The sequence below is a fragment of the Stenotrophomonas sp. STEN033 genome (assembly GCF_056856655.1).
The window spans coordinates 1-23,141 of record NZ_JBXFWM010000042.1 but is presented as its reverse complement, the minus strand read 5'-3'; the positions used below and the strand labels follow the sequence as shown (position 1 = coordinate 23,141).

Here is a 23,141-nt window from a genome sequence, read left to right as displayed (position 1 = left end):
CATGTCCGCCTACCTGATCATCGAAGCCCACCTCACCGACCCGCAGCGGTTTGCTGCCTATGCCCGGGCCACGCCCGCGGTGGTGGCGCGCCATGGCGGCCATTACCTGGTGATGGGCGGCGAGCAACAGAGCCTGGAGGGCGAGCATGCAGCGACGCGGACGGTGATCTCGTGCTGGCCTGACCGCGCCGCCGCACTGGCGTTCTGGCACAGCGCCGACTACGCCGCGATCAAGCCGCTGCGCGCCGGCACCGGCAGCTTCCGCGTGCTGCTGGCCGATGGCATGCAGACACAAGCTCTCAACGACACCGCAACCGAAGGTAAGGCTCCATGATCGACGCTTATCGCGCGCTGGCCCTGCAGACCACCTGCCGCGCCATCAATGCCTGTGCAACACCGGAAGCAGCCGCCGTCGCGGTGGCCGACAACATCGAGCGGGTAGGTCGCCAGATCCGTGCCTCCAAGGCCTTCATCGGCGCTGACCTGAAGCTGGTGGTGCTGCCGGAATATTTCGCCACCAGCTACCCACTGGGCGACACCATCCCCGGCTGGGCGGCCAAGGGCTGCTTCGCGATGGATGGCAGCGAGTACGAGCAGCTGGGCCGCATCGCCCAGGACAACGGCGTCTACCTGTGTTCCAACGCCTACGAGCGTGACCCGAACTTCCCCGAGCTGTACTTCCAGTCCTCGGTGATCCTGGATGACAGCGGCAACCAGATCCTGCGCTACCGCCGGCTGATCTCGCTGTACGCGCCCAGCCCGCATGATGTCTGGGACAAGTACCTGGACGTGTACGGCATCGACGGCGTGTTCCCGGTGGCACGTACGCCGCTCGGCCGCCTGTCCTGCATCGCCTCGGAGGAAATCCTGTATCCGGAAATCGCCCGCGCGATGGGCCTGCGCGGCGCCGAAGTGTTCCTGCATTCCACCAGCGAAGTCGGCAGCCCGGAGCTGACCCCCAAGGACATCGCCAAACGCGCCCGCGCGCTGGAAAACATGGCCTACGTGGTCTCGGCCAATACCGCCGGCATCAGTGGCGTGGACATCCCGCTGGGCAGTGCAGATGGCATGAGCAAGATCGTCGATGACCAGGGCCGGGTGCTGTCTGCCGCCGGCACCGGCGAGTCGATGGCCGCCTATGCGGACCTGGATATCGCCGGCCTGCGCCGCCGCCGGCTGCGCCCGGGCATGGGCAATTTCCTCTCGCGGCTGCCGCAGGCGGCAATCAACGTCGGCCTGGCCAGCACCGCCTTGAAGCCCAATGCCCTGCTGGACGGCGACAGCTTGAAGATCCCGCAGCGGGCCGACTTCGCCGCCCGCCAGAAAGCCACCCTTGATGCACTGCTGAGCGCCGGAGTACTGGGCAATGACTGACGCAACCACGCTGCCACTGCGCAACCCCCGCACCGGGCTGTCCGACGGCGAGCTGCCGATCACCAGCGCCCGCGACGTCGCCGCGCTGGGCGCGCAGCTGCGCCAGGCGCAGCTGGCCTGGGCCGAGCGCAGCATCGAGGAACGCTGTGCGCGCCTGGACGCCCTGGCCGACGCGCTGGTCGCGCGTCGCGATGGCTTCCTCGATGCATTGCTGGCCGATACCGGCCGCTGGCATGAATCGCAGATTGAAGTGGACGGCACCGTCGGCGCGATCCGCCGCTGGGCGCAGCAGGCCGCGAGCTGTCTTGCGGAAAAGCCGGCCCAGCAGGAAGCCATCCCCTTCATCCACAGCCAGCAGACCTGGGTGCCGTATGCGGTGGTGGGCGTGATCAGCCCGTGGAACTTCCCCCTGATGCTGACCCTGATTGATGCCGTGCCGGCGCTGGCCGCCGGCTGCAGCATCCTGGCCAAGCCCAGCGAGGTCACTTCGCGCTTCGTGCCGCTATTGCGTGACGCCTTGGACGAAGCGGGTCTGGGCGCGGTGTTCAAGCTGGTCACCGGTGCCGGCGCCACCGGCCAGGCGGTGATCGAGGCCAGTGACCAGATCTGCTTCACTGGTTCGGTCGCCACTGGCCGCAAAGTGGGCGAAGCCTGTGCGCGTCGCTTCATTCCGGCCTCGCTGGAGCTGGGCGGCAAGGACCCGGCGCTGGTTCTGTCCGATGCCAACATCGCACATGCCGCACGTGCGTTGGCCTGGGGCAGCTTCGTCAACGGCGGCCAGAGCTGCATGTCGATCGAGCGCGTCTACGTGGAAGCGCCGGTGGCCGATGCCTTCATCGCCGCGTTGGTGAAGGAAGCTTCCGCGCTGGAGCTGGCCTGGCCAGACCCCAAGCAGGGCCAGATCGGTCCGGTGATCGCGGCATCGCAGGTCGAACTGGTGCGCGGCCAACTGGCCGACGCCAAGGCCAAGGGCGCACGCGCACTGACCGGCGGTGAGCTGATCGAGTATGGCGGCGTCTGGTGTCCGCCAACGGTGTTGGTGGATGTCACCGACGAGATGACCGTGGTAGCCGATGAGAGCTTTGCAAGCGTCCTCCCGGTGATGGTGGTGGCCGATGAAGCCGAAGCCATCGCGCGTGCCAATGCCACCGAGTTCGGCTTGTCGGCGGCGGTGTTCACGCAGAGCCCGGAGCGGGCCCAGCGTGTGGCGCGTCAGCTGCAGGCCGGTGGCATCTCGATCAACGACGCCTGCCTGACCGGCATGGTGCAGACCGCCGAAAAGCAGAGCTTCAAGCTGTCCGGCATGGGTGGTTCGCGCATGGGCACCGCATCGATCCGCCGCTTCGTGCGTGCGCGTGCGTTGTTGATCAATACCGGAACCGCATCACCGTGGTGGTTCCCGCCCGCATAAGGCGCGGCCTCAGCACACCAGTACGAACTGGCTGAGGAAAATACCGAAGCCAAGCATCCACATTGCCAGCATCGCTGGAACACCGGCGATGCGCAGCAGCCAACGCGGCTGCGGCCGCGCACTGCGTGTAGCGCGGAAGATCAGCACCAGCAGCACTACGCCGGCAACAACGAACAGCGCGAAGATCGACCAGCCCAGCAGCCAGAACGCGGTGGATTTGCTCGATTCCTGCGGACATTGGGTCATGGCCGAGGCCAATGACGGCATTGTGCAGAGCAGCGCTACGGACAGGGTGGTGAGTTTACTGCGGCTTGCTGGTCGCATTGGATGACGCGTCCCCTTATATGCAGTTCCAGCGTACATCCTGCCACGTGACACGCCTGCGTGCAGTCAACGGGCGCTGTCGGCCGCGACGGCGAGCCGGATGAAGCATCTTCCTGTCCCACTGCCATGGTGATCTGATGGGGGCTTGATGGCACCGATGCAAGCAGTTGTGATCAAACAGTGCTTTTAACCCGGGATTTCGCTCTGCCCTTGCATACTGCGACGTGGGCCGCCGCGCCTGGTCCGCCTGTTGAGTCAACAATCTGGCGCGTGAAGCCAACGGGAGTGATGTTCATGAATCCGAATTCGCAGTTTGACCTTACCGGCAAAGTGGCCATTGTCACCGGTGGTGGCAACGGTATCGGTCGCGCCAGCTCGTTGATGCTGGCAGCCTATGGCGCATCGGTAGCCATTGCTGACCTGAAGCTGGGCGCAGCTGAAAAAGTTGCTGCGGAGATCATCGCAGCTGGCGGCAAGGCCTTGGCCCTGGAGTGCAATGTGCTCAAGGATGAGGACCTGGTGTGGGTGGTGGAGCGCACCGCCAATGAACTGGACGGCATCCATATCCTGATCAACAACGCCGGTGGTGGCGGGGCTGGCCGCGAGAGCCCGTACACGATCAGCCTGGAGCAGTTCGAGCGGCCATTCCAGATCAACGTCTTCAGTGCCTGGCGGCTGTCGCAGCTGTGTGCGCCGCATATGCAGAAGGGCGGCTACGGCTCGATCATCAACATGTCGTCGATGAGCTCGATCAACAAGAGCCCGGCGATCAGCGCCTACGCCGCGTCCAAGGCGGCGATCAACCATATGACGGCGAATCTTGCGCATGATTACGGTCCTGCCGGGATCCGTGTCAATGCGGTGGGGCCGGGGGCGGTGCGCACCGATGCCTTGGCTACCGTGCTCACGCCGGAGATCGAGGCGCGGATGCTGTCGCATACGCCGATCAAGCGCCTGGGTGAGGCCGAGGATATTGCCGGTGCGGTGCTGTATTTCGCCGCGCCGATATCCAACTGGGTCAGCGGCCAGACCTTGTTCGTCAACGGCGGCGGTGTGCAGACGCTGGATTGACGCCGGGCCTATTCGGGCAGGGTGGACAGGAACTCGATCACGGCCTGGCGGCGCGCCGGGTCGGAGGTGGCGTTGACCATCTTGCTGCCCGGCACCTGCCTGGTCGGTGACTTGATGAAGGCGTCCAGGGTCTGCGCATCCCAGGTGATGCCGCTGGCCTTCATCGCTTCGGAATAGTTGTAGCCGGGGGCGGTGCCGGCCTTGCGGCCGATCACGCCATGCAGGTTGGGGCCGACGCGGTGGCCGAGGTCGGCGCGGGTGTCATGGCAGCCGGCGCAGATGGCGAAGGCGCGTTCGAGTTCGCGCTGGTGCGGGTCGGCGTTGGCGTTGTGGTTGAAGGCATCGCGCTGGCCGCAGGCGCTGAGCGTCAGGCAGGCGAGGGCGATCAGGGGCAGACGGGGCATTGCGTTCTCATTGCGCTGGCGGTCGTGACTGTGCGGCGCTGGCAATGATGGCTGGTGCTGGGAGGGGAAGCAAAGGGCTTGGGTTTTTGGCGGGTTGGAGTGGATGGAGAGCTTTGAAGGAATGGCTGAAGCAAAGGCAAAAACGGAGGTAGAAGCAGAGGCAGAAGCAGAGGCAGAAGCAGAGGCAGAAGCAGAGGCAGTACCAGAGGCAGAAGCAGAGGGCCCCTCATCCGCCCGTTGGGCACCTTCTCCCGCAAGCGGGAGAAGGGAGACTTCATGCTTTCTTTCGTCGGTTGGAAAGGCCGAAGAAAAGCCAAAGCCGAAGCCAAAGCCAAAGCCAAAGCCAAAGCAAAGACCAAATGCAAAAGCCAAATGCAAAAGCAGAAGGCCGAAGCAGAAAGCAATTTATCTGCCCGTTGTGCGTTTCGCGTTCAGACGCCGAAATTCTTCAAAGCGTCGATTGAGCTGAGAGTGTTCGGCTGCGGAAAAATTCGCGGAGTACGCCGAAGTCAGTAATGCTGGCTCAAGCAACTTCGCGCCGAAGCAGCCCCTCTCCCGCGTGCGGGAGAGGGGTAGGGGTGAGGGCGGCTTTTAAGCTCTTAGCATTTCAAGCTTTCAAGCTTTCAAGCTTCCAACTTCTAAACCCTGAACCCCAATCATCACTTCTTCCCAGCAAACGTCCTATCCAGACTCTGCTCAAAGGTGTGATACCCGATCCGCTCATACAGCTCCTCGCGGGTCTGCATGGTCTCCACCACATTGCGCTGGTGGCCATCACGGCGGATCGCGGTGTACACGTTCTCCGCCGCCTTGTTCATCGCGCGGAACGCCGACAGCGGGTAGATGCACATCGCCACGCCCACAGAACCCAGCTCCTCGGTCGAGAACAGCGGGGTCTGGCCGAACTCGGTGAGGTTGGCCAGCACCGGCACCTTCACCGCATCGACGAAACGCTTGTAGGTCTCAAGGTCGTACGAGGCCTCGGCAAAGATGCCGTCGGCGCCGGCTTCCACGCAGGCCAGCGAGCGCTCGATCGCCGCATCCACGCCTTCCATCTGGATGGCGTCGGTACGTGCGATCAGGAAAAAATCCGGATCGGTCTTGGCATCGGCCGCCGCCTTGACCCGGTCCACCATCTCGCCCAGCGACACGATTTCCTTGTTCGGGCGGTGGCCGCAACGCTTGGCGCCGACCTGGTCCTCGATATGGCAGGCCGCCGCACCGGCCTTGATCAGCGATTTCACCGTGCGCGCGATGTTGAACGCGCTCGGGCCAAAGCCGGTGTCGATGTCCGACAGCAGCGGCAGGTCGCAGACGTCGGTGATGCGGCGGATGTCGGTGAGCACGTCGTCCATGGTGTTGATGCCCAGGTCCGGCAGGCCCAGCGAGCCGGCGGCGACGCCGCCACCGGACAGGTAGACCGCACGGAAGCCCGCCCGCTTGGCCAGCAACGCATGGTTGGCGTTGATGGCGCCCGGGATCTGCAGCGGGCTTTCTTCCTTCAGCGCCGCGCGGAAGCGGGCGCCTGGACTGACAATGCTCATCGAAACTCCTGTGGTTGGTTGGCGATGCTTACATCGCCGGGTAGTTCGGTCCGCCGCCACCCTGCGGGGTTACCCACACGATGTTCTGGGTCGGGTCCTTGATGTCGCAGGTCTTGCAGTGCACGCAGTTCTGCGCGTTGATCTGCAGGCGGGTATCGCTGCCTTCGCCGACGAATTCGTATACGCCGGCCGGACAGTAACGCGCTTCCGGGCCGGCATAGGTGGCCAGGTTGACCTTGACCGGAATGCTGGGGTCCTTCAGCGTCAGATGGCTGGGCTGGTCTTCCTCGTGGTTGGTCGAGGACAGGAACACCGAGCTCAAACGATCAAACGTCAGCACGTTGTCCGGCTTGGGATAGCTGATCTTCGGCTGGCTGGCGGCCGGCTCCAGGCATTCGTGGTCGGCCTTGGTACGGTGGATGGTCCACGGCGCGTTGCGGATGCCCAGCTTGGGCAGCAGCCACTGCTCGATGCCGGTCATCAGCGTGGCCAGGGTGCGGCCCTTCTTGAACCACTGCTTGAAGTTCTTGGACTGCAGCAGCTCGGCCTTCAGCCAGCTGTTCTCGAAGGCCTCCGGATAGGCGCTCAGCTCGTCACGCGAACGGCCGGCGACCAGCGCGTCAAACGCGGCCTCGGCGGCCAGCATACCGGTCTTGATCGCGGCGTGGCTGCCCTTGATGCGGCTGACGTTGAGGTAGCCGGCTTCGCAGCCGACCAGCGCGCCACCCGGGAACACGGTCTTGGGCAGCGACAGGATGCCGCCGGCGGTGATCGCACGCGCGCCGTAGGCGATGCGCTTGCCGCCTTCCAGGTGCTTGCGGATGGCCGGGTGGGTCTTGAAGCGCTGGAACTCCTCGAACGGGCTCAGCCACGGGTTCTTGTAGTCCAGGCCGACCACATAGCCGATCGACACCTTGCCGCCCTCGGCGTGGTACAGGAAGGCACCGCCGTAGGTGTCGTTGTCCAGCGGCCAGCCGGCGGCATGCACCACCAGGCCCGGCTCATGCTTGGCCGGATCGATCTGCCACAGCTCCTTGATCCCGATGCCGTAGGACTGCGGGTCCTTGCCGGCGTCGAGCTTGAACTTGCTGATCAGCTGGCGGCCGAGGTGGCCGCGCGAGCCTTCGGCGAAGATCGTGTACTTGGCATGCAGCTCCATGCCGCGCTCGTAGTTCGGGCCCGGCGTGCCATCCTTGTGGATGCCCATGTCGCCGGTGGCCACGCCCATCACCGCGCCGTTTTCGTCGTACAGCACCTCGGCGGCGGCAAAACCCGGGAAGATCGACACTTCCAGCGCCTCGGCCTGCTGCGCCAGCCAGCGGCTGACTTCGCCCAGGCTGATGATGTAGTTGCCGTCGTTGTGGAAGCACTCCGGCAGCAGCGCGTGCGGGGTGGCCTTGGCCTTGGTCTCGTCCAGGAACAGGAACTCGTCGCGGGTGACGGCCTGCTTCAGCGGCGCACCGCGTTCCTTCCAGTCCGGGAACAGCTCGTTGAGCGCGCGCGGGTCCATGATCGCGCCGGACAGGATGTGCGCGCCCGGCTCGGAGCCTTTCTCCAGTACGCACACCGACAGCTCCTGGCCCTTCTCCACGGCCAGCTGGCGCAGGCGGATGGCGGTGGCCAGGCCGGCAGGGCCGGCGCCGACGATGACGACGTCAAATTCCATCGCTTCGCGCGGCGGCAGGGCGGTGTTGGCTTCAGTGTTCATGCAAGGGCTCTTGGGTAAAGGCCGGCGCGTTGAGGGCGACGACGGTTGCCTGGAACCGCCGCCTCAACGCGAGGCGGCGATGATCTGCGAAGGCGCAGCGTTCCAGATCAGCCCTGCGCGGTCGGCCAGGTGGGCGAACACGCGTTCCAGGTGCTTGATGCGGTGCGGCTGGCCCATCACCCACGGGTGGATGTTGAGCGCGAGCAGGCGACCCTGTCCGCTGCGCTGCGCTTCCTCCAGCAGGAAATCGCAGGCATCGACCATCTGGTCCGCATACTCGGCCTCGGCATGCAGATTTTCGCCGACGATGAAGCGATCTTCCAATTCCAGTGACAGCGGCAGGGCGGTGAGCGGGCCGTTGGCGGTCTGGAAGGGGTAGGGCAGCTCGTCGTTGATCCAGTCGCCAAACCACTGCAAACCGGCCTGTTGCAGCAGTTCCGGGGTGTTCTCGGACTGCGATCGGGCCGGTGACAGCCAGCCCTGGATGGGACTGTCCGAATACGGGGCCAGCGCGGCCAAACTGCGCTGGATGTATTCAGCTTCGCGCGCCGGGTCCAGCCCGCCGTAGTGCACGCTGTCCATGTTCCAGCCGTGCGCCACCAGCTCGGCGCTGCGCGCCTTGAGCCTCCGCAGCAGGGCCGGGTAGCGTTCGGCCAGTTCGCCGTTGACTGCGGTGCTGGCGCGCAGACCGTACTTTTCCAGCGCATCCAGTACGCGGAACACGCCCACCCGGTTGCCGTAGTCGCGCAGCGTGTAATGGCGCAGGTCCGGGTAGGGCATGACCATGGAACCGTGCGGCTTGAAGCCGTCACCCTTGGGATTGAGCGGGAAGTGTTCCAGGCTCAGGTTGATCCATACCGCCAGTGGCTTGTCGCCGGGCCAGCGCACGGCCGGGCGCTGGGCCAGCATCGACCAGCTGTAGCGGTCATGGTCCATGCCATGGCGCAGGTGCGGGTATTCCAGGAAGCTGCGATCCAGGCTCATGCCGCGTCCTCCGCGTTGATCGCCGCCATCGAGGCCAGCGCGTCGTCGTAGTGCTTGTCCAGGTAGTGCTGGGCGATCTCGCGGCCGGTGGCCTTCCATACCTTGTCGTGACTGCAGATGTAGTCCATGGCGTCGTGAAAGGCCGCCAGGCGGTGCGGGTGGCTGACCTGGTAGGCATGCAGTGGCACACACATCACCGTGCCGGAGTGCTCGCCCTCGGCATACAGGCGGTCGAAGGCGTCCTTGATCATCTGCCCGTAGCGGCGCGGCTCGATCTTGTTGGTGACGTAGACGATGGTGTCGTTGAGCTCCAGCGAGTACGGCACCGACACGAAGCGCTTGCCGGAGCGGGTCTTCACCGGCGTCGGCTGATCGTCGTGGAACAGGTCGCAGGTATACAGGCCGCCGGCTTCGGCAAACAGGTCGATGGTGGCGTCCGAATGCGACAGCGCCGGCGCCAGGTAGCCATCGCAGTGCTGGCCGGTGTGCTCGGCGATCAGCGCCATCGAGTGCGCGATCATCTCCCGCTCCTGTGCCTCGTCCAGGCCATAGGTGTAGCGGGTGTTGTAGATGCCGTGGCTGAAGAATTCCCAGTTGCGCTCGGCCGCCATCTGGATCACTTCCGGATGGTGCTTGAGCATGGCCGTGGACAGCGACACCGAGCCGCGCAGGCCGTACTGGTCCATCACCCGCATCATCCGCTGGTGGCCGACGCGGTTGCCGTAGTCGCGGGTGCCATAGCCCTGGATGTCGGGCAGCGGGCGCGGCCACGGCTTGCGTGCCGGGTTGGCCGGCGGCGCGTACTCGTAGAACTCGATGTTGGGCGCGATCCACAAGGCCACGCGGGCGCCGCCCGGCCATTCGATCTTCGGCCGGCTGTCATAGGGCCAGTAGTCGAACAGGCCCGGGTCGGATTTGCTCGCGGTGCTCATGCGCGCAGTGCCTGCAGCTGCGCGGCCACGTGATCCACCGATTCCACGTCACCGTACTTGAGCATGATGTCGCTGAGGTTGGCGAAGTGCGGGATCTCGTGCTTGTCGGCCACGCATTCTTCCGGAACGATGCTGCGGTAGCCGCGCGACAGGCTGTCGATCACGCAGGCGCGCACGCAGCCGGAGGTGGAGCCGCCGGTGATGATCAGCGTGTCGATCTTGTGGAAGGTCAGCAGCGACCACAGGTTGGTTTCGAAGAACGGGCTGGCCATGCGCTTGTGCATGACGATGTCGCCAGCCTGCACATCGGCGCGGGGGTCGAACTGGGCGCGCTCGGAGCCGTGCTTGATGTTCTGCAGCGAGTCCGGGGTATTGGTGCGGGTGCCCCAGGTGCCGGCATCCTCGCCCGATTCCAGGTAGGCCACATAGGTCCACACCACCGGCAGGCCGAGCGCGCGCACCTGCGCCGACAGCGCATTGATGTGCTCGATCTGGCGCGGGTCGGTCTCATAGGCGGTCTTGAACGCGGCCAGGTCGGTATAGGCGCGCTGCACATCGATGTTGACGATGGCCGGACGCGCGCCGAAGCCGAACTTGGCGCGGTTGGGGTTGGCCTTGACCTGCTCCCAGTACTGGCGGGCAGTGAGGTTGGACGTTTCCATCACGGGCATGGGGTCTCTCCGTTGCAGCAGTGGGGGTCAGGCCTTGGCGGCGCGCGTACGTTCGTCGCGCACCAGGGTGGCGGCCAGCAGGGCCAGCACGATCAGCCCGCAGATCAGGCTGAATGCGACGTGGTAGCTCTTGGTGAGGTCGAAGATCTTGGCCGTCACCCAGATGCCCAGGCCGGCGGTGGTGGCATCGAGCAGGGTGATGGTGCCGAGGATCTTGCCGGCCGCGCTGAGCCCGAAGGCGTTGACCGCCAGCAGCTGGATCATCGTGTACAGGCCACCCCAGCCCAGCCCGAACAGGGCCAGCGAATACCAGATCAGGTCAGCGCGCAGGGTCGCCAGGATGACCGCGCCGGCGGCCATGATTGCCAGGTTGACCAGGAACACGCGCTTGGGCGGCAGCACGTCGGCCAGGAAGCCGAATAGGAACTTGCCGACCATCGCCAGGCCGAACATCAGGCCCAGGCCATTGCCAGCGGTGGCCGGTTCAAAGCCCAGGTCGCGCATGTGCAGGAACAGGTTCGAGGCTACCGCCATGATCGAGAAGAAGGTCGTCATCGCCACGAAGGCAAGCACCCAGAAGGTGCGGGTGCGCATCGCCTGTTGGTAGCTCAGGTCCGGCAGCGAAGCGGCGGCCGGCTTGCCTGCTGCCGCCTTGGCGGCCAGCGTATCCGCGCCCCACGGCTGGATGCCGCCCGGGCGCGGGCTGCGCACGAACAGGAAGGCCAGGACCAGGAAGACCAGCGGGATGGCGGTCTCCCACAGCAGCGCAGCGCGCCAGTCCATGCTCTGCATCAAGTGCACGCCGAGCTTGGGGAACACCATGCCGCCGAGGCTGGTACCAACCAGGGCAATGCCAATCGCGGTGCCGCGATGGGTGGCAAACCATTGCGAGACGAAGATCACCGCGACGTTCAAGCCGGCGGCGACCAGCACCGCGGCAAAGCCGACGTGGATCCAGTACAGGTGGGCCAGCGTATGGATGTGCGCATAAGCCGCATACAGCGCCGCCAGCAGCGCGATACCCGCCAGCACCAGTTTGCGCGGACCGACCTTGTCGATCAGCGCGCCGAGGAACGGTGCCATCCAGCCGGCCAGCACCAGGGTGATCAGGTCGCGCAGCTTGAGCTCGCTGCGGGTCCAACCGAAGTCCTTGAGCAGGGATTCGTCAAAGGCGGTCAGGCCGGTCACGGTCAAGCCGTTGGAGACCAGCAACACCAACATTCCCACTACCGCCATCAACCACGGGTAATAACGCTTCATCAAAGCACCTCAATCGTTTGGGTTACGGCAGGTAGATACGCCGGTGGGGGATTTCCGCCGCCGGCGTTGACCGGGGACGAATGGCATGCCTACACTTTGTCCGGACAAAGTGTGCCACAGTCTTTTACCTGGGAGGAAGCCATGCAAACCGTGATCGTCCTGTTCAACCTCAAAGCCGGCGTCAGCCGTGAGGAATACGAGGCCTGGGCACGTGCCAGCGACCTGCCGGTGGTCAATGCGTTGCCGTCGGTGGAAAAGTTCGAGGTACTCAAGGCCAGCGGTCTGTTGATCGGTGAAGGCAGCTCCCCTTACGACTACATCGAGCTGATGCGCATCCCGGACATGGCGGCGTTCGGCGCTGACCTCGCTGATCCGGCCGTGCAGGCCGGTGCGGCGCAGTTCCAGCAATACGCTGACAATCCGTTGTTCATCCTCACTAGCGCGCTGTAAGCGCACAAGGAACATTGGTCATGGCTCGTTTCCCCGAATTGCAGGGCAAGGTCGCACTTATCACCGGCGCCGGTCGCCGCGCCGGGCTGGGCGAGGGCATTGCCCGCCGCCTGCTGCAGGAAGGCTGCAAGGTGGTGCTGACCGACATTGGCAAGGTGCGTGGCGCCGAAATGCCGGTCACCGCGGTCGGCACCGACGAGGAGATGGTGCAGGTGGCCGCCGAGCTGGCTGCCAGCACCGGCGGCGAATGCGTGGCGATGGCCCTGGACGTGCTGGAAGAGGCGCAGGTCGAGGCCGTGGTCAAGGCCACGGTGGAACGCTTCGGCCGCCTCGACATCCTGGTCAACAACGCCGGCATCGGCTATCTGATGAAGTCGCTGGTCGACATCGAGGCCAAGGAATGGGACGCGGTGCTGGGTGTGAACCTGCGCGGCGCCTTCCTGACCATCAAGCACGCTGGCCGGCAGATGATCGCCCAGGGCGGCGGCCGCATCGTCAACATCGCCTCGCAGGCGGCCAAGTCGGCGTTCCCGCACGCGGCAGCCTATTGCTCGTCCAAGCATGGCCTGGTCGGCCTGACCCGGGTGGCGTCGCTGGAACTGGCCGGGCAGGGCATCAACGTCAATGCGGTCTGCCCCAACCACGTCACCACCGGCCTGGGCGCGTGGCAGAACGAATACTTCGCCGAGAAGCAGGGCAAGAGCGTGGAGCAGTACCTGGCCGACATGCGTGCGCGCATCCCGGCAGGTCGCCCCGGCCTGGCCTCGGACACCGCGGCGGCAACGGCCTTCCTGTGTTCGGACGATGCGGTCTACATCACCGGTGAGGCGATCAATGTCTCCGGTGGTGAGGAAAACCATTGAGATAGGCGCTCTTCGCGATCCCCCAACAGATCGTCATTCCCGCGCAGGCGGGGTTTTCAACCGACGAATGTCGGGTCATCGCCCTGGCCTTTGACTTCCACGGCAAAGGCGAAAGGGCAGAGGCGAAGAGCGAAGAGCGATTCCCGCCTTTGCGGGAATGACGGCATAGAAAGCGGTAGCAAAACAGAAAAGCAGAAGCACAAGCAGCAAAGCAGAAGCAGCAAAGCAGAAGCAGCAAAGCACACCACCACGCACCCCCATAAACGTACCGAGATTGCCATGTCCAAACCCGTCTACCAGTGGCCCAACAACGCACGCCTGGCCTTGTCGGTGGTCGTCAACGTCGAAGAGCTGTCCGAGTACAACGTCGGCCAGGGTGACAAGATCACCGAGCCGGTGGACGAGCTGCATGTGACCCTGTCCAAGCCGGTGCGCAATTACGGCAACGAGTCCAATTACCGCTACGGCGTCAACGAAGGCCATGCGCGCGTGGCCGCGCTGCTGGACAGGTACAACGTCACCAGCACCTATACCGCTGCCGCGGTATCGCTGGAGCGCGCCCCGGAAATCGCCGACTACCTGCGTGGCAGCCGCCATGAGGTGTGCTCGCACGGCCACCGCTGGATCCACCAGTTCCGCTTCAACGAGGAACAGGAACGCCAGTTCATCCGCGATGCCGCCGACAGCATCGAGAAGACCACCGGCCTGCGTCCGGTCGGCTGGCTGTCGCGCTACCTGCATACCGCCTCCACCCGCCGCCTGCTGCAGGAAGAGGGCTTCCTGTACCACATGGACGACTACTCGGCCGATGCGCCGTTCTGGGGCGAGGTCGATGGCAGCGACAAGCCCATGATCGTGGTGCCGTACCAGCTCGATACCAACGACATGAAGATGTGGGTGGCGCCGTCCTACCTGCCCAAGGACTGGCTGGACTACGCCATCGACAGCTTCGACACGCTGTACGCCGAAGGCGAGCACAGCCCCAAAGTGATGTCGCTGGGCCTGCACCTGCGCATCATCGGCCGCCCGGGCCGCATCGGCGCGTTCGAGAAGTTCCTGCAGTACGTCGCGCAGAAGCCGGGCACCTGGTATGCCACCCGCCGGCAGATCGCCGAGCACTTCGCCAGCCAGGTGGGTGCGGCATGAGCGCAGCACTGAGCACGCCGCGCCGCTGCCTGCTGTTCGTGCCGGGCTCGCGCCCGGAGCGTTACGCCAAGGCCGTGGCCACCGGCGCCGACCAGGTCTGCATCGATCTGGAAGATGCGGTTGCGCCGGCTGACAAGGAAAGCGCACGCGCCTCGCTGTTCGCCTTCCTTGCCGCGCTGCCACAGACCCGCAGCGAGATCGGCCTGCGCATCAATCCGCTGTCCAGCGCGTTGGGCCAGGCGGATCTGCAGGCACTGGCCGCCTCCGGCCTGAAGCCGGCCTTCGTGATGCTGCCCAAGGTTGAAACCGTGGCCGAGCTGCAGCAGGCCGATGCCGCGCTGGCAGCCATCGATACCGTCTTCATCGCCCAGATCGAAACCCCGAAGGGACTGCTGGATGCACGCGCGCTGGCCACCGCCATCCCGCGCCTGCAGGCACTGATGTTTGGTGGCTTCGACTACATCGTTGCGTTGCGTGGCCGCGCCAGCTGGGAGAGCTTCTTCCATCCGCGCGTGCAGCTGGCAACGATTGCCGCCGAAGCCGGCGTCGGCTGCATGGACGTGCCCTACCTCGACATCAAGGACGAAGCCGGCCTGGTCGAGGAAACCGAGCGCGTGATCGATCTCGGCTTCACCGCCAAGGCCGCCATCCACCCGGCCCAGGTCGACCCCATCCAGAACGCCTATCTCCCCACCGCCGCCGAGTACGACCGCGCCCAGCGCGTGGTTGCCGCGCTGGCGGCCAGCGGCGGCGAGGCCATCCAGCTCGACGGCAAGCTGGTGGACCGTCCCATCGAAATCGCAGCCGAGCGTGCCATCGCGCTCGGTGCGCTCGGCGTCCGCGCCGGCTGAGCACACCGCTTCATTGAACGCCTGATCACACCCCTCTTTGACCAAGCTGCGCCCAGCGCCAGCCCAACCCGCACCAAAAGGACATTGTCATGGTTCAGAACGTCAAGCAGATCTCCGAGAACCGCTTCCGCGAAACCTTCGGCCGCTACTACGAAGAGTTCAATGTTGGCGACATCTACGAGCACCGTCCCGGCCGCTCCATCACCGAAACCGACAACACCTGGTTCACCCTGCTGACGATGAACACCCATCCGATGCACTTCGACAAGGAGTACGCCAAGGCCTCGGAGTTCGGCAAGGTGATCGTCTGCTCGCCGTTCACGGTGGCGCTGATGGTCGGCATGAGCGTCACCGACGTCAGCCAGAAGGCCGTGGCCAACCTGGGTTGGAGCGACATCAAGATGACCCACCCGCTGTTCGTCGGCGACACCCTGGTGGCCGAGTCCAAGGTGCTGGACAAGCGCGAATCCAAGTCGCGCCCGGGCGCCGGCATCGTCACCGTGCAGACCGACGGTTTCAACCAGGACGGCAAGCTGATCTGCAGCTTCAGCCGCACCATGCTGATCGCCAAGCGCGGCCACTCGGTGGAAGACAAGGTCAACTACTGAGGAGCCGATGATGAGCACCGAACTGGAACAACTGTGGGGCCCGGACGAAGAGCAGGCATTGCTCGACTCGATTGACAACTGGGTGGAGAAATCCGTCGCGCCCATCGCACAGGAGTACGACCAGGAAGACAAGTACCCGCATCACCTCGTTGAGGAGATGAAGGACCTGGGCCTGTTCGGTGCCACCATTTCGCCCGAATACGGCGGCCTGGGCCTGCCGGCGCGCATCTACGCCAAGATCGTGATCAAGGTATCGGCAGTGTGGATGGCGCCGACCGGCATCTTCAACTCGCACCTGATCATGGCCGCGGCCATCGAGCGTTGCGGTACCGAAGAACAGAAGCGCAAATACCTGCCGCGCATGGCCACCGGCGAGCTGCGTGGCTCGTTGGGCCTGACCGAGCCCAACGCCGGCACCGACCTGCAGGCGATCCGCAGTGTTGCCAAGCGCGAGGGTGACCATTACGTCATCAATGGCGCCAAGACCTGGATCACCAATTCCATGTATGGCGACATGGTGTTGCTGCTGGTCAAGACCGACCCGGAGGCGCAGCCGCGCCACAAGGGCATGACCATGTTCATCGCCGAGAAGGGCGAGGGCTTCATTGTCGCCAAGAAGCTGAAGAAGTCCGGCTATCGCGCCATCGACACCTGCGAGCTGGTGTTCCAGGACTACAAGGTATCGGCCGACTGCATGTTGGGTGGCGTTGAAGGCCAGGGCTTCCAGCACGCCGTGGGCGGCCTGGAGCTGGGCCGCATCAACGTGGCCGCGCGTGGCTGTGGCATTGCCGAAGGTGCGCTGCGCCTGTCGGTGCGTTATGCACAGGAGCGCATGACCTTTGGCAAGCCGATTGCCGAGCACCAGGCCATCCAGCTCAAGCTGGGCGAGATGGCGGCCAAGGTGGAGGCGTCCAAGCTGTTGATCGAGAGCGCCGCCAACGCCTACGACAAGGGTCTTCGCTGCGACATGGAAGCCGGCATGGCCAAGTACTTCGCCACCGAGACCGGTGCCTACTGTGCGCAGGAAGGCATGCGCATCTTTGGCGGCTACAGCTATTCGGTGGAATACGACATCGAGCGTTTCTACCGCGATGCCATGTTGATGTGCATTGGTGAAGGCACCAATGAAATGCAGCGCATCATCATCGCCAAGCAGCTGGTGGCAAGAAACAAGATCTAACGCTCAAAGCCCCTCTCCCTCCGGGAGAGGGGTTGGGGTGAGGCAAGCTCTACAAGCAGAGCAAGAAGTCTCAAAGCCCCTCTCCCGCCTGCGGGAGAGGGGTTGGGGTGAGGGGAAGCTTTACAGGCAGAGCAGGAAGTCTCAAAGCCCCTCTCCCGCTTGCGGGAGAGGGGTTGGGGTGAGGGGAAACTCTACAAGCAAAAGCTGCAGAGCTCCCCCTCATCCGCCCCCCGCCTTCGCGGGGGCAGGCTCTTCGGACACCTTCTCCCGCATGCGGGAGAAGGGACAAAGCAATAGCAATAGCAATAGCAATAGCAACAGCCAAAGCCAAAGCCAAAGCCAAAGCCAAAGCCAAAGCATCCCTTCACCGCGGTCCTCAACCGCCGCGGTGCTTTTTACAAACCAGAGGCCACACATGAAAGACCTTCCCCTGCAGGGACTACGCATCCTTGCCGTCGAACAATACGGTGCCGGCCCCTATGGTTCGATGCACCTGGCCGACCTCGGCGCCGAAGTCATCAAGATCGAATCCCCGCCGGGCGGCGATGTATCGCGCGCCACCGGCCCGTACTTCCTGGGCGAAGGCGACAGCCTGTTCTTCCAGACCTTCAACCTCAACAAGCGCTCGCTGCGGCTGGACCTGAAAGCCGCCGAAGGCCGCGAGGTGTTCGAGAAGCTCGTCGCCAGCGCCGATGCCGTGCTCAACAACCTGCGCGGTGACCAGCCCGGCAAACTCGGTCTGGACTACGCCACGCTCAGCAAGCTCAACCCGAAGATCGTCTGCGCCCACCTGTCCGCCTATGGCCGCGACAACGAGCGCGCCGCATGGCCGGGCTACGACTACCTGATGCAGGCCGAAGCCGGCTTCATGGCGCTCACCGGCGAGCCGGATGCGCCGCCGGCGCGCTTCGGCCTGTCCATGGTCGATTTCATGACCGGCACCACGATGTCGATGGGCCTGCTGGCCGCCATCATCGGCGCCATGCGTACCGGCCAGGGCCGCGATGTCGATGTCAGTCTGTTCGATGTGGCCCTGCACCAGCTCAGCTATCCGGCCACCTGGTATCTCAACGAAGGCCACCGCACTGAGCGCCTGTCGCGCAGCGCGCACCCGTCCACCGTGCCGTGCCAGGTCTATCGCACCGCCGACGGCTGGGTGATGGTGATGTGCATGCTGGAGAAGTTCTGGCAAATCTTCGTCGAAGGCATCGGCAACCCGGCCTGGGCCGCCGAGCCGCGCTTTGCCAACTTCGCCTCGCGTCGCGATGTGCGCGAGGAGCTGACCGTGCTGGTCGATGCCATCCTCAGCACCCAGCCGAGCGCGCACTGGACCCAGCTGTTCGCCGGACGCATTCCGATCGCGCCGGTGCTGGATATCGCCCAGGCACTGGACAACCCCTATGTGCGCGACGTCGACATGCTGCAGGATGTCGAGCATGCAAAGGGCACGCAGCGCCTGCTGCGCAACCCGATCAAGCTCGACGGCCAGCGCCTGAGCGGCGCCGCTTGCCCGCCGCTCAACGCCGATGCCGATGCGCTGCTGCGCGAGCTGGGCTACAACGATGCAGACCGCGCGCGCCTGCTGAGTGCGTGAGGCAACGGAGCCGATGATGAAGCTTGAAGGTGTACGCGTACTTGATCTGTCGCTGTTCCTGCCGGGGCCGCACCTGACCATGGTGATGGCCGACCACGGCGCCGACGTGATCAAGATCGAACCGCCCAGCGGCGAACCGGTACGCGAGGTCGGCCTGAAGCAGGCCCGGGCCAGCACCTGGTTCCGCAACACCCATCGCGGCAAACGCTGCATCGTGCTGGATCTGAAAAGCGCCGACGGCAAGGCGGCGTTCACCAAACTGGTGGCGTGGGCCGATGTGGTGGTGGAAGCGTTCCGCCCCGGCGTCGCCAAGCGCCTTGGCATCGACTACGCCAGCTGCAAGGCGATCAATCCCAAGCTGGTGTACTGCTCGATCAGTGCCTTCGGCCAGACCGGCCCCAAGGTCAATCGCCCCGCCCACGATCTGGCCATGCAGGCCGATACCGGCGTGGTCAGTTTGAATCGCGCGCCAGATGGCACCCCGGCCATGCCGCATATGCCGGTGGCCGACATGGCCGGCTCCTTGATGGCGCTGAACGGCATCCTGATGGCCTTGTTCCGCCGCGAGCGCACGGGCGAGGGCGACTACATCGATCTATCGATGCAGGACGCCTTGATGGCGTGGTTGCCGAACGTGCTGGGCCCGCCGTTCGCGCTGGGCCGCGATCCGGTGATCAAGGAAGAGCGCAGCTGGGGCGGCAATGCGCTGTACAAGCTCTACCGCTGTGCCGACGACCGTTGGATCGCGCTGGGCGGTGCCGAGCACAAGTTCGCCGAAAACCTGCTCAATGCGCTGGGCCGCGCCGACCTGATCCACCTCTGCCACCTGCCACCGGGCAGTGCCCAGGACCCGGTCAAGGACTTCCTGGCCGAAACCTTTTCCCGCCGCACCCTGGTGGAATGGACGTTGTTCCTGCACGACATCGACGTGTGCTGGGCGCCAGTCAAAACGCTGACCGAAGCCTTCAATGATCCGCATACGCGCGCGCGTGAGATGGTCTGGACCGATGCGCAGGGTGGTACCCACCTGGGCATACCGATCAAGTTCGCCAACGAGCCGGGGCGGATCAACCCGCAGCTGGATGACGTCGGTCAGTCCACCGCAGCCGTTCTGGCCGAACTAGGTCTCTAGCAAGCATAAAGGCGCTGCAAGAACCTTCTCCCTCCCTTGCGCGACGCGCAGGGGAGGGTTGGGGAGGGGCGCTTTTGATTCAAACCCCACCCAAAAAACTCAGGCGTCGCTGCCAATATCGCTGGTTTCATCGGTCACGCTGGCCGCATGGCGGCGGCGCTGCGCGATCTGCCGCGACTTGGCCTCGATGGCCTCGTTGTCGCGCTTGTTCTTGCGGTACAGCGCATAGCCGATCAAGCCCAGGCCAACGGCCGCAACGGCGACGGTAGCGGTGGGATTGCGCTTGGCGACGCGGGTGACGGCACGGCCACCGGTCTTCATCGCACCAATGGCGGCACCGGTCTTGAGCCATTCGGCGGCGCTGGAGCCACCGTGCTTGATGTTGCCACCGGCGCTGTTGACCAGTTCCAGTGCACGCTCCAGTGCCGGGCCGGTGATATCGCTGAACTTGCTCATGTGGGGACTCCATGTAGATGAGGGCCAGACCCTCATTCTTACCAGAGGGCCGTGTACGGGATGTTAGCCGGGAAGGGTTGAGCGTTGTTGTGGAAGGCTGAAGCTGAAGTAACGGCAACGGCAACGGCAACGGCAACGGCAACGACGGCAAGCGGCAAGCGGCAAGCGGCAAGCGGCAAGCGGCAAGCGGCAAAAGCTACTCCTCCCCAACCCTCCCCTGCGCTACGCGCAAGGGAGGGGGCCAAAGCAGTTGCGCTGCATCTGACAGGTTGCCAGGACCCACCCCCTCCCTTGCGCGCAGCGCAGGGGAGGGTTGGGGAGGGGTGCTTTTGTGTTTGCTCTCGCTCTCGCTTCTGCTTTTGCCAATCCCCAGTCACGTCCCCCGCGGCTTCGCTCTATGCGTGGCGGTAGCGCTCCACGGATCATCCGGCCACGGATGCCGCGGATAGCGCCCCTTCATTTCCTTCTTCACCTCGGCATAGGTGTTCTGCCAGAAGTTGCGCAGGTCACCGGTCACCTGCAGCGGCTTGCCGCCCGGTGACAGCAGATGCAACAACAGCGGCACACGCCCATCGGCAATGCGCGGGGTATCAGCCAGGCCAAACAGCTCCTGCAGCTTCACCGCCAGTACCGGTGGGCGCGGATTGACGCCGTCATCATCCAGCGCGTATTCGATGCGCCGTTCCATTCCAGAAGGCACGCTGATACGGGTCGGCGCATGACGATCCACCAGCTGCCGCTTGCTCCAGTCGATGCCGGACTTCAGTGCCTCGCCCAGCTCTTCCTCGGACAAGGCTTCCAGCCGCGTCTTGCCGTTGAATGCTGGCAGCAGCCAATCATCCAGTGTCTCAAGCAAGGCCGTGTCGGATAGATCGGGCAGCTCCAGTTCCGGCATCCACTTTCTGAGTCCCATCACCCGCCAGCGCCATTGCTGCAGGTTTTCGGTCCAGGGCAAAGCGTCCAGCCCCAGTTCGCGCACCGCATCGGTAAGCGCGCGTGCGGCGCGCGCCGGGTCCACCTGGCCGGCCGGGCGGCTGTCCAGCACGATGCGCTCGAAGCTGGATTCGCGACGTGCTTCCAATGCACGGTTGGTGCTGTTCCAGCGCACTACGTCCTGGGTCTTGAAGCGCTCGGGGAAGTCGCGGCGCAGGCGTTGTTCGTCCACCGGAGCCGCGCGCAGGATCAAGGCATCGCGCGGGTCATGGCGCAGTTCGCTGATCACCAGCCAGGGTTCGCCGCGCAGGTCGCTGTTGTCGAATTGGCGTGCGCTGCGGCCATTGGCCAGCTGGTAGCGCTGTGGATCGTTGGGGTGCTGGCTGGCAATGCGGTCGGGGAAGGCATGGGCGAGCAGGTCGCCGAGCTCATGCGCTTCGATATCGGCTGGCGGCGTCGCATCGCAACGCAGGCGCCGGCGCCATTGTTTGGCGGCGGCATCAATGGCGGCCAGTCCACCGCGGTTGGCGTCGTAAGGCGCACGGCCATTGCGGAAGGCTGCCAGTGCGCGCCAACGTGCGGCGAGTGCATCACCGCCCTGGCGCAATGGGTCACGGGCTTCCAACAGGGCGGCTATATCTGCCGCCAAGGCCTGCTCGCGCGGATTGCCGGCAGACAGCAGCATCGCCGCCATGCGCGGATGCGTGCCCATCGCCAGCATGCGTTTGCCCAATGCGGTGATGGTGTTGTCCGCACTCAAGGCGCCCAGCCGCTGAAGCAGTTCGCGCGCGGCCGAGAGTGCGCCGCTCGGCGGTGGATCGACGAAGCGCAGATCGTCGCTGCCCCAGGCCGCCAGTTCCAGCGCGAGCCCGGCCAGTTCCACCTGCGCCATTTCCGGGCGGCGCTGCGACTCCAGTCGCTGCGATTGCGGCCACAGCCGCCACGCCCAGCCGGCAGCCACACGACCGGCGCGGCCGGCGCGCTGGTCGGCCGAGGCCTGCGAGATGGTCACCGCATCCAGCCGCGAGAAACCGCTGTTGGGGTCGTAGCGCGGCTCGCGCGCCAGGCCGGCATCAATCACCACACGCACGCCGGGCAGGGTGACCGAGGATTCGGCCACGTTGGTGGCCAGCACCACACGGCGGCGGCCGTCGGGATCGGGCTGCAGCACGCGGGTCTGTTGTTCGATGGGCAGCTCGCCGTGGAGGGGGAGGACGTCATAGCCTTCTCCCGCCGGGAGAAGAGCCTGTCCCCGCGAAGGCGGGGATGGCCGAACGCCGGATGAGGGTGCGGGCGAAGCCTCCGGCAATGGGACAGAGCGGGTGGCTGCGCCACCTACCCTCTCCCCAACCCCTCCCCCTGAGGGGGAGGGGCTCAGAGCGGCCTGCACTCTGGCAATCTCGCGCTGCCCTGGCAGGAACACCAGCACGTCGCCGGGATGCTGGGCCACGGCCTGTTCCACTGCGCGGCGGGTCTGGGCTTCCAAGGCCTCATCACGCCGTGCCGGGAAGTGGCTGACGTCCACCGGGTAGCTGCGGCCTTCGCTGGACAGGCGCGGCGCGTCCAGGAACTGCGCCAGCCGCTCACCGTCCAGGGTGGCTGACATCACCACGATGCGTAGGTCATCGCGCAGCTGCGATTGCACGTCCAGCGCCAATGCCAGGCCGAGGTCGGCCGACAGGTGGCGTTCGTGGAATTCGTCGAACAGCACCGCACCCACACCTTCCAGCAGCGGGTCGTCCTGCAGCATGCGGGTCAGGATGCCTTCGGTGACCACCTCGATGCGGGTACGCGCCGAGACCTTGTTCTCGAAGCGGATGCGGTAGCCAACGGTCTCGCCGACGGGTTCGCCCAGCTGCCGGGCCATGAAGGTGGCAGCGCTGCGTGCCGCCACCCGGCGCGGCTCCAGCATGATGATCTTGTTGCCCTGCAGCCACGGCGCGTCCAGCAGCGCCAGCGGCACCTGGGTGGTCTTGCCGGCGCCGGGCGGCGCTTCCAGCACCAGCCGCGGCTGCGTGGCCAGCTGCCGGAGGATGTCGGGGAGCAGGGGAGTGATGGGGAATGCAGTTGCCATCGCTGCATTGTAGAAGCCGCGCGCCAGATGCGCCGCCGCAAACCCGTAGCCCGGGTAAGCGCAGCGCACCCGGGGCTCTTCGCGGAGTCATTGGGTACCTGTCTCTTATACACATCTACGAGCCCACGAGACTAAGGCGAATGTCGGATGCCCTCATCTGGATTAAAAAAA

The 23,141-nt window shown here is 65.0% G+C and carries 23 protein-coding genes; 13 read left to right on the top strand and 10 right to left on the bottom strand.

All coding sequences use genetic code 11. The annotated features are described in order from the left end of the window. The first annotated feature begins 1 nt into the window (after position 1). Genes AC1VXC_RS14085 through AC1VXC_RS14075 form a run of 3 tightly spaced genes read left to right on the top strand, consistent with a single transcriptional unit; the run spans position 2 to position 2,785 of the window. A complete protein-coding gene (locus AC1VXC_RS14085) occupies positions 2-334 on the top strand; it encodes a DUF1330 domain-containing protein (RefSeq protein ID WP_313173268.1) in 333 nt (110 codons plus the stop codon). Further along, positions 331-1,374, top strand: coding sequence for a nitrilase-related carbon-nitrogen hydrolase (locus tag AC1VXC_RS14080; RefSeq protein ID WP_481538935.1), 1,044 nt, complete (start codon positions 331-333; stop codon positions 1,372-1,374). Before AC1VXC_RS14085 ends, AC1VXC_RS14080 begins: the two co-directional genes overlap by 4 nt. Then, positions 1,367-2,785 (top strand): aldehyde dehydrogenase family protein, encoded by a 1,419-nt coding sequence (locus AC1VXC_RS14075; RefSeq protein WP_481538936.1) that lies wholly within the window; start codon positions 1,367-1,369, stop codon positions 2,783-2,785. The genes AC1VXC_RS14080 and AC1VXC_RS14075 overlap by 8 nt, the downstream gene beginning before the upstream one ends. A gap of 9 nt (positions 2,786-2,794) precedes the next feature. Here the strand turns inward: AC1VXC_RS14075 and AC1VXC_RS14070 are convergent, their stop codons facing one another. After that, positions 2,795-3,031 (bottom strand): hypothetical protein, encoded by a 237-nt coding sequence (locus AC1VXC_RS14070; protein WP_313173265.1) that lies wholly within the window; start codon positions 3,029-3,031, stop codon positions 2,795-2,797. A gap of 372 nt (positions 3,032-3,403) precedes the next feature. Here AC1VXC_RS14070 and AC1VXC_RS14065 point away from each other — a divergent pair, with 372 nt between their 5' ends. After that, complete coding sequence (locus AC1VXC_RS14065) at positions 3,404-4,180, top strand: glucose 1-dehydrogenase (RefSeq protein WP_481538937.1); 777 nt, start codon at positions 3,404-3,406, stop codon at positions 4,178-4,180. 8 nt (positions 4,181-4,188) lie between these two features. Here the strand turns inward: AC1VXC_RS14065 and AC1VXC_RS14060 are convergent, their stop codons facing one another. Further along, a complete protein-coding gene (locus AC1VXC_RS14060; protein WP_312916362.1) occupies positions 4,189-4,584 on the bottom strand; it encodes a c-type cytochrome in 396 nt (131 codons plus the stop codon). Positions 4,585-4,860: 276 nt separating this feature from the next. On the opposite strand from AC1VXC_RS14060, the gene AC1VXC_RS14055 reads away from it, so the two are divergent. After that, entirely contained in the window at positions 4,861-5,100 is a 240-nt protein-coding gene (locus tag AC1VXC_RS14055) for a hypothetical protein (protein WP_481538938.1), read from the top strand. A gap of 143 nt (positions 5,101-5,243) precedes the next feature. Here the strand turns inward: AC1VXC_RS14055 and prpB are convergent, their stop codons facing one another. The 6 genes from prpB to AC1VXC_RS14025 all read right to left on the bottom strand — a co-directional run bounded on the left by prpB (position 5,244) and on the right by AC1VXC_RS14025 (position 11,683). Then, the gene (gene prpB / locus AC1VXC_RS14050; protein ID WP_313173261.1) at positions 5,244-6,128 is read right to left on the bottom strand and encodes a methylisocitrate lyase; all 885 of its coding nucleotides are present in this window, start codon (positions 6,126-6,128) and stop codon (positions 5,244-5,246) included. Positions 6,129-6,156: 28 nt separating this feature from the next. Continuing rightward, positions 6,157-7,836, bottom strand: a complete 1,680-nt coding sequence (locus AC1VXC_RS14045; protein WP_481538939.1) for an electron transfer flavoprotein-ubiquinone oxidoreductase — start codon at positions 7,834-7,836, stop codon at positions 6,157-6,159. Between the two features lie 63 nt (positions 7,837-7,899). Further along, on the bottom strand, positions 7,900-8,820 hold the full coding sequence (locus AC1VXC_RS14040; RefSeq protein ID WP_481538940.1) for a polysaccharide deacetylase family protein: 921 nt from the start codon (positions 8,818-8,820) through the stop codon (positions 7,900-7,902). Next, positions 8,817-9,752 carry a polysaccharide deacetylase family protein gene (locus AC1VXC_RS14035; protein WP_313400785.1) on the bottom strand — a complete coding sequence of 312 codons (936 nt, stop codon included), beginning with the start codon at positions 9,750-9,752 and terminating at the stop codon, positions 8,817-8,819. The genes AC1VXC_RS14040 and AC1VXC_RS14035 overlap by 4 nt, the downstream gene beginning before the upstream one ends. Then, positions 9,749-10,423, bottom strand: coding sequence for an isochorismatase family protein (locus AC1VXC_RS14030; protein WP_313400784.1), 675 nt, complete (start codon positions 10,421-10,423; stop codon positions 9,749-9,751). Before AC1VXC_RS14030 ends, AC1VXC_RS14035 begins: the two co-directional genes overlap by 4 nt. 27 nt (positions 10,424-10,450) lie before the next feature. Next, the gene (locus tag AC1VXC_RS14025) at positions 10,451-11,683 is read right to left on the bottom strand and encodes an MFS transporter (protein ID WP_481538941.1); all 1,233 of its coding nucleotides are present in this window, start codon (positions 11,681-11,683) and stop codon (positions 10,451-10,453) included. A gap of 141 nt (positions 11,684-11,824) precedes the next feature. Between AC1VXC_RS14025 and AC1VXC_RS14020 the strand changes: the two genes are divergently transcribed. The 8 genes from AC1VXC_RS14020 (at position 11,825) to AC1VXC_RS13985 (ending at position 19,507) form a co-directional block, all read left to right on the top strand. Then, positions 11,825-12,133 (top strand): hypothetical protein, encoded by a 309-nt coding sequence (locus AC1VXC_RS14020; RefSeq protein WP_303747969.1) that lies wholly within the window; start codon positions 11,825-11,827, stop codon positions 12,131-12,133. A 20-nt stretch (positions 12,134-12,153) separates the two neighbouring features. Then, positions 12,154-12,996 (top strand): SDR family NAD(P)-dependent oxidoreductase, encoded by an 843-nt coding sequence (locus AC1VXC_RS14015; protein WP_481538942.1) that lies wholly within the window; start codon positions 12,154-12,156, stop codon positions 12,994-12,996. 279 nt (positions 12,997-13,275) lie between these two features. After that, positions 13,276-14,142 carry a polysaccharide deacetylase family protein gene (locus tag AC1VXC_RS14010; RefSeq protein WP_481538943.1) on the top strand — a complete coding sequence of 289 codons (867 nt, stop codon included), beginning with the start codon at positions 13,276-13,278 and terminating at the stop codon, positions 14,140-14,142. Further along, positions 14,139-14,993, top strand: a complete 855-nt coding sequence (locus AC1VXC_RS14005) for an HpcH/HpaI aldolase/citrate lyase family protein (protein ID WP_481528830.1) — start codon at positions 14,139-14,141, stop codon at positions 14,991-14,993. Before AC1VXC_RS14010 ends, AC1VXC_RS14005 begins: the two co-directional genes overlap by 4 nt. An 89-nt stretch (positions 14,994-15,082) precedes the next feature. Continuing rightward, a complete protein-coding gene (locus AC1VXC_RS14000) occupies positions 15,083-15,601 on the top strand; it encodes a MaoC family dehydratase (protein WP_312370942.1) in 519 nt (172 codons plus the stop codon). A gap of 10 nt (positions 15,602-15,611) precedes the next feature. Continuing rightward, entirely contained in the window at positions 15,612-16,781 is a 1,170-nt protein-coding gene (locus AC1VXC_RS13995) for an acyl-CoA dehydrogenase family protein (RefSeq protein WP_313173252.1), read from the top strand. Between the two features lie 415 nt (positions 16,782-17,196). Then, complete coding sequence (locus AC1VXC_RS13990; protein ID WP_481538944.1) at positions 17,197-18,375, top strand: CaiB/BaiF CoA transferase family protein; 1,179 nt, start codon at positions 17,197-17,199, stop codon at positions 18,373-18,375. Between the two features lie 16 nt (positions 18,376-18,391). Continuing rightward, entirely contained in the window at positions 18,392-19,507 is a 1,116-nt protein-coding gene (locus AC1VXC_RS13985; protein ID WP_481538945.1) for a CaiB/BaiF CoA transferase family protein, read from the top strand. 99 nt (positions 19,508-19,606) lie between these two features. On the opposite strand, the gene AC1VXC_RS13980 is transcribed toward AC1VXC_RS13985, so the two are convergent. Together AC1VXC_RS13980 and hrpB are read right to left on the bottom strand one after the other, a co-directional pair. Continuing rightward, complete coding sequence (locus AC1VXC_RS13980) at positions 19,607-19,963, bottom strand: hypothetical protein (RefSeq protein WP_282268299.1); 357 nt, start codon at positions 19,961-19,963, stop codon at positions 19,607-19,609. Between the two features lie 373 nt (positions 19,964-20,336). After that, a complete protein-coding gene (gene hrpB, locus AC1VXC_RS13975; protein ID WP_481538946.1) occupies positions 20,337-22,970 on the bottom strand; it encodes an ATP-dependent helicase HrpB in 2,634 nt (877 codons plus the stop codon). Positions 22,971-23,141: the final 171 nt, after the last annotated feature.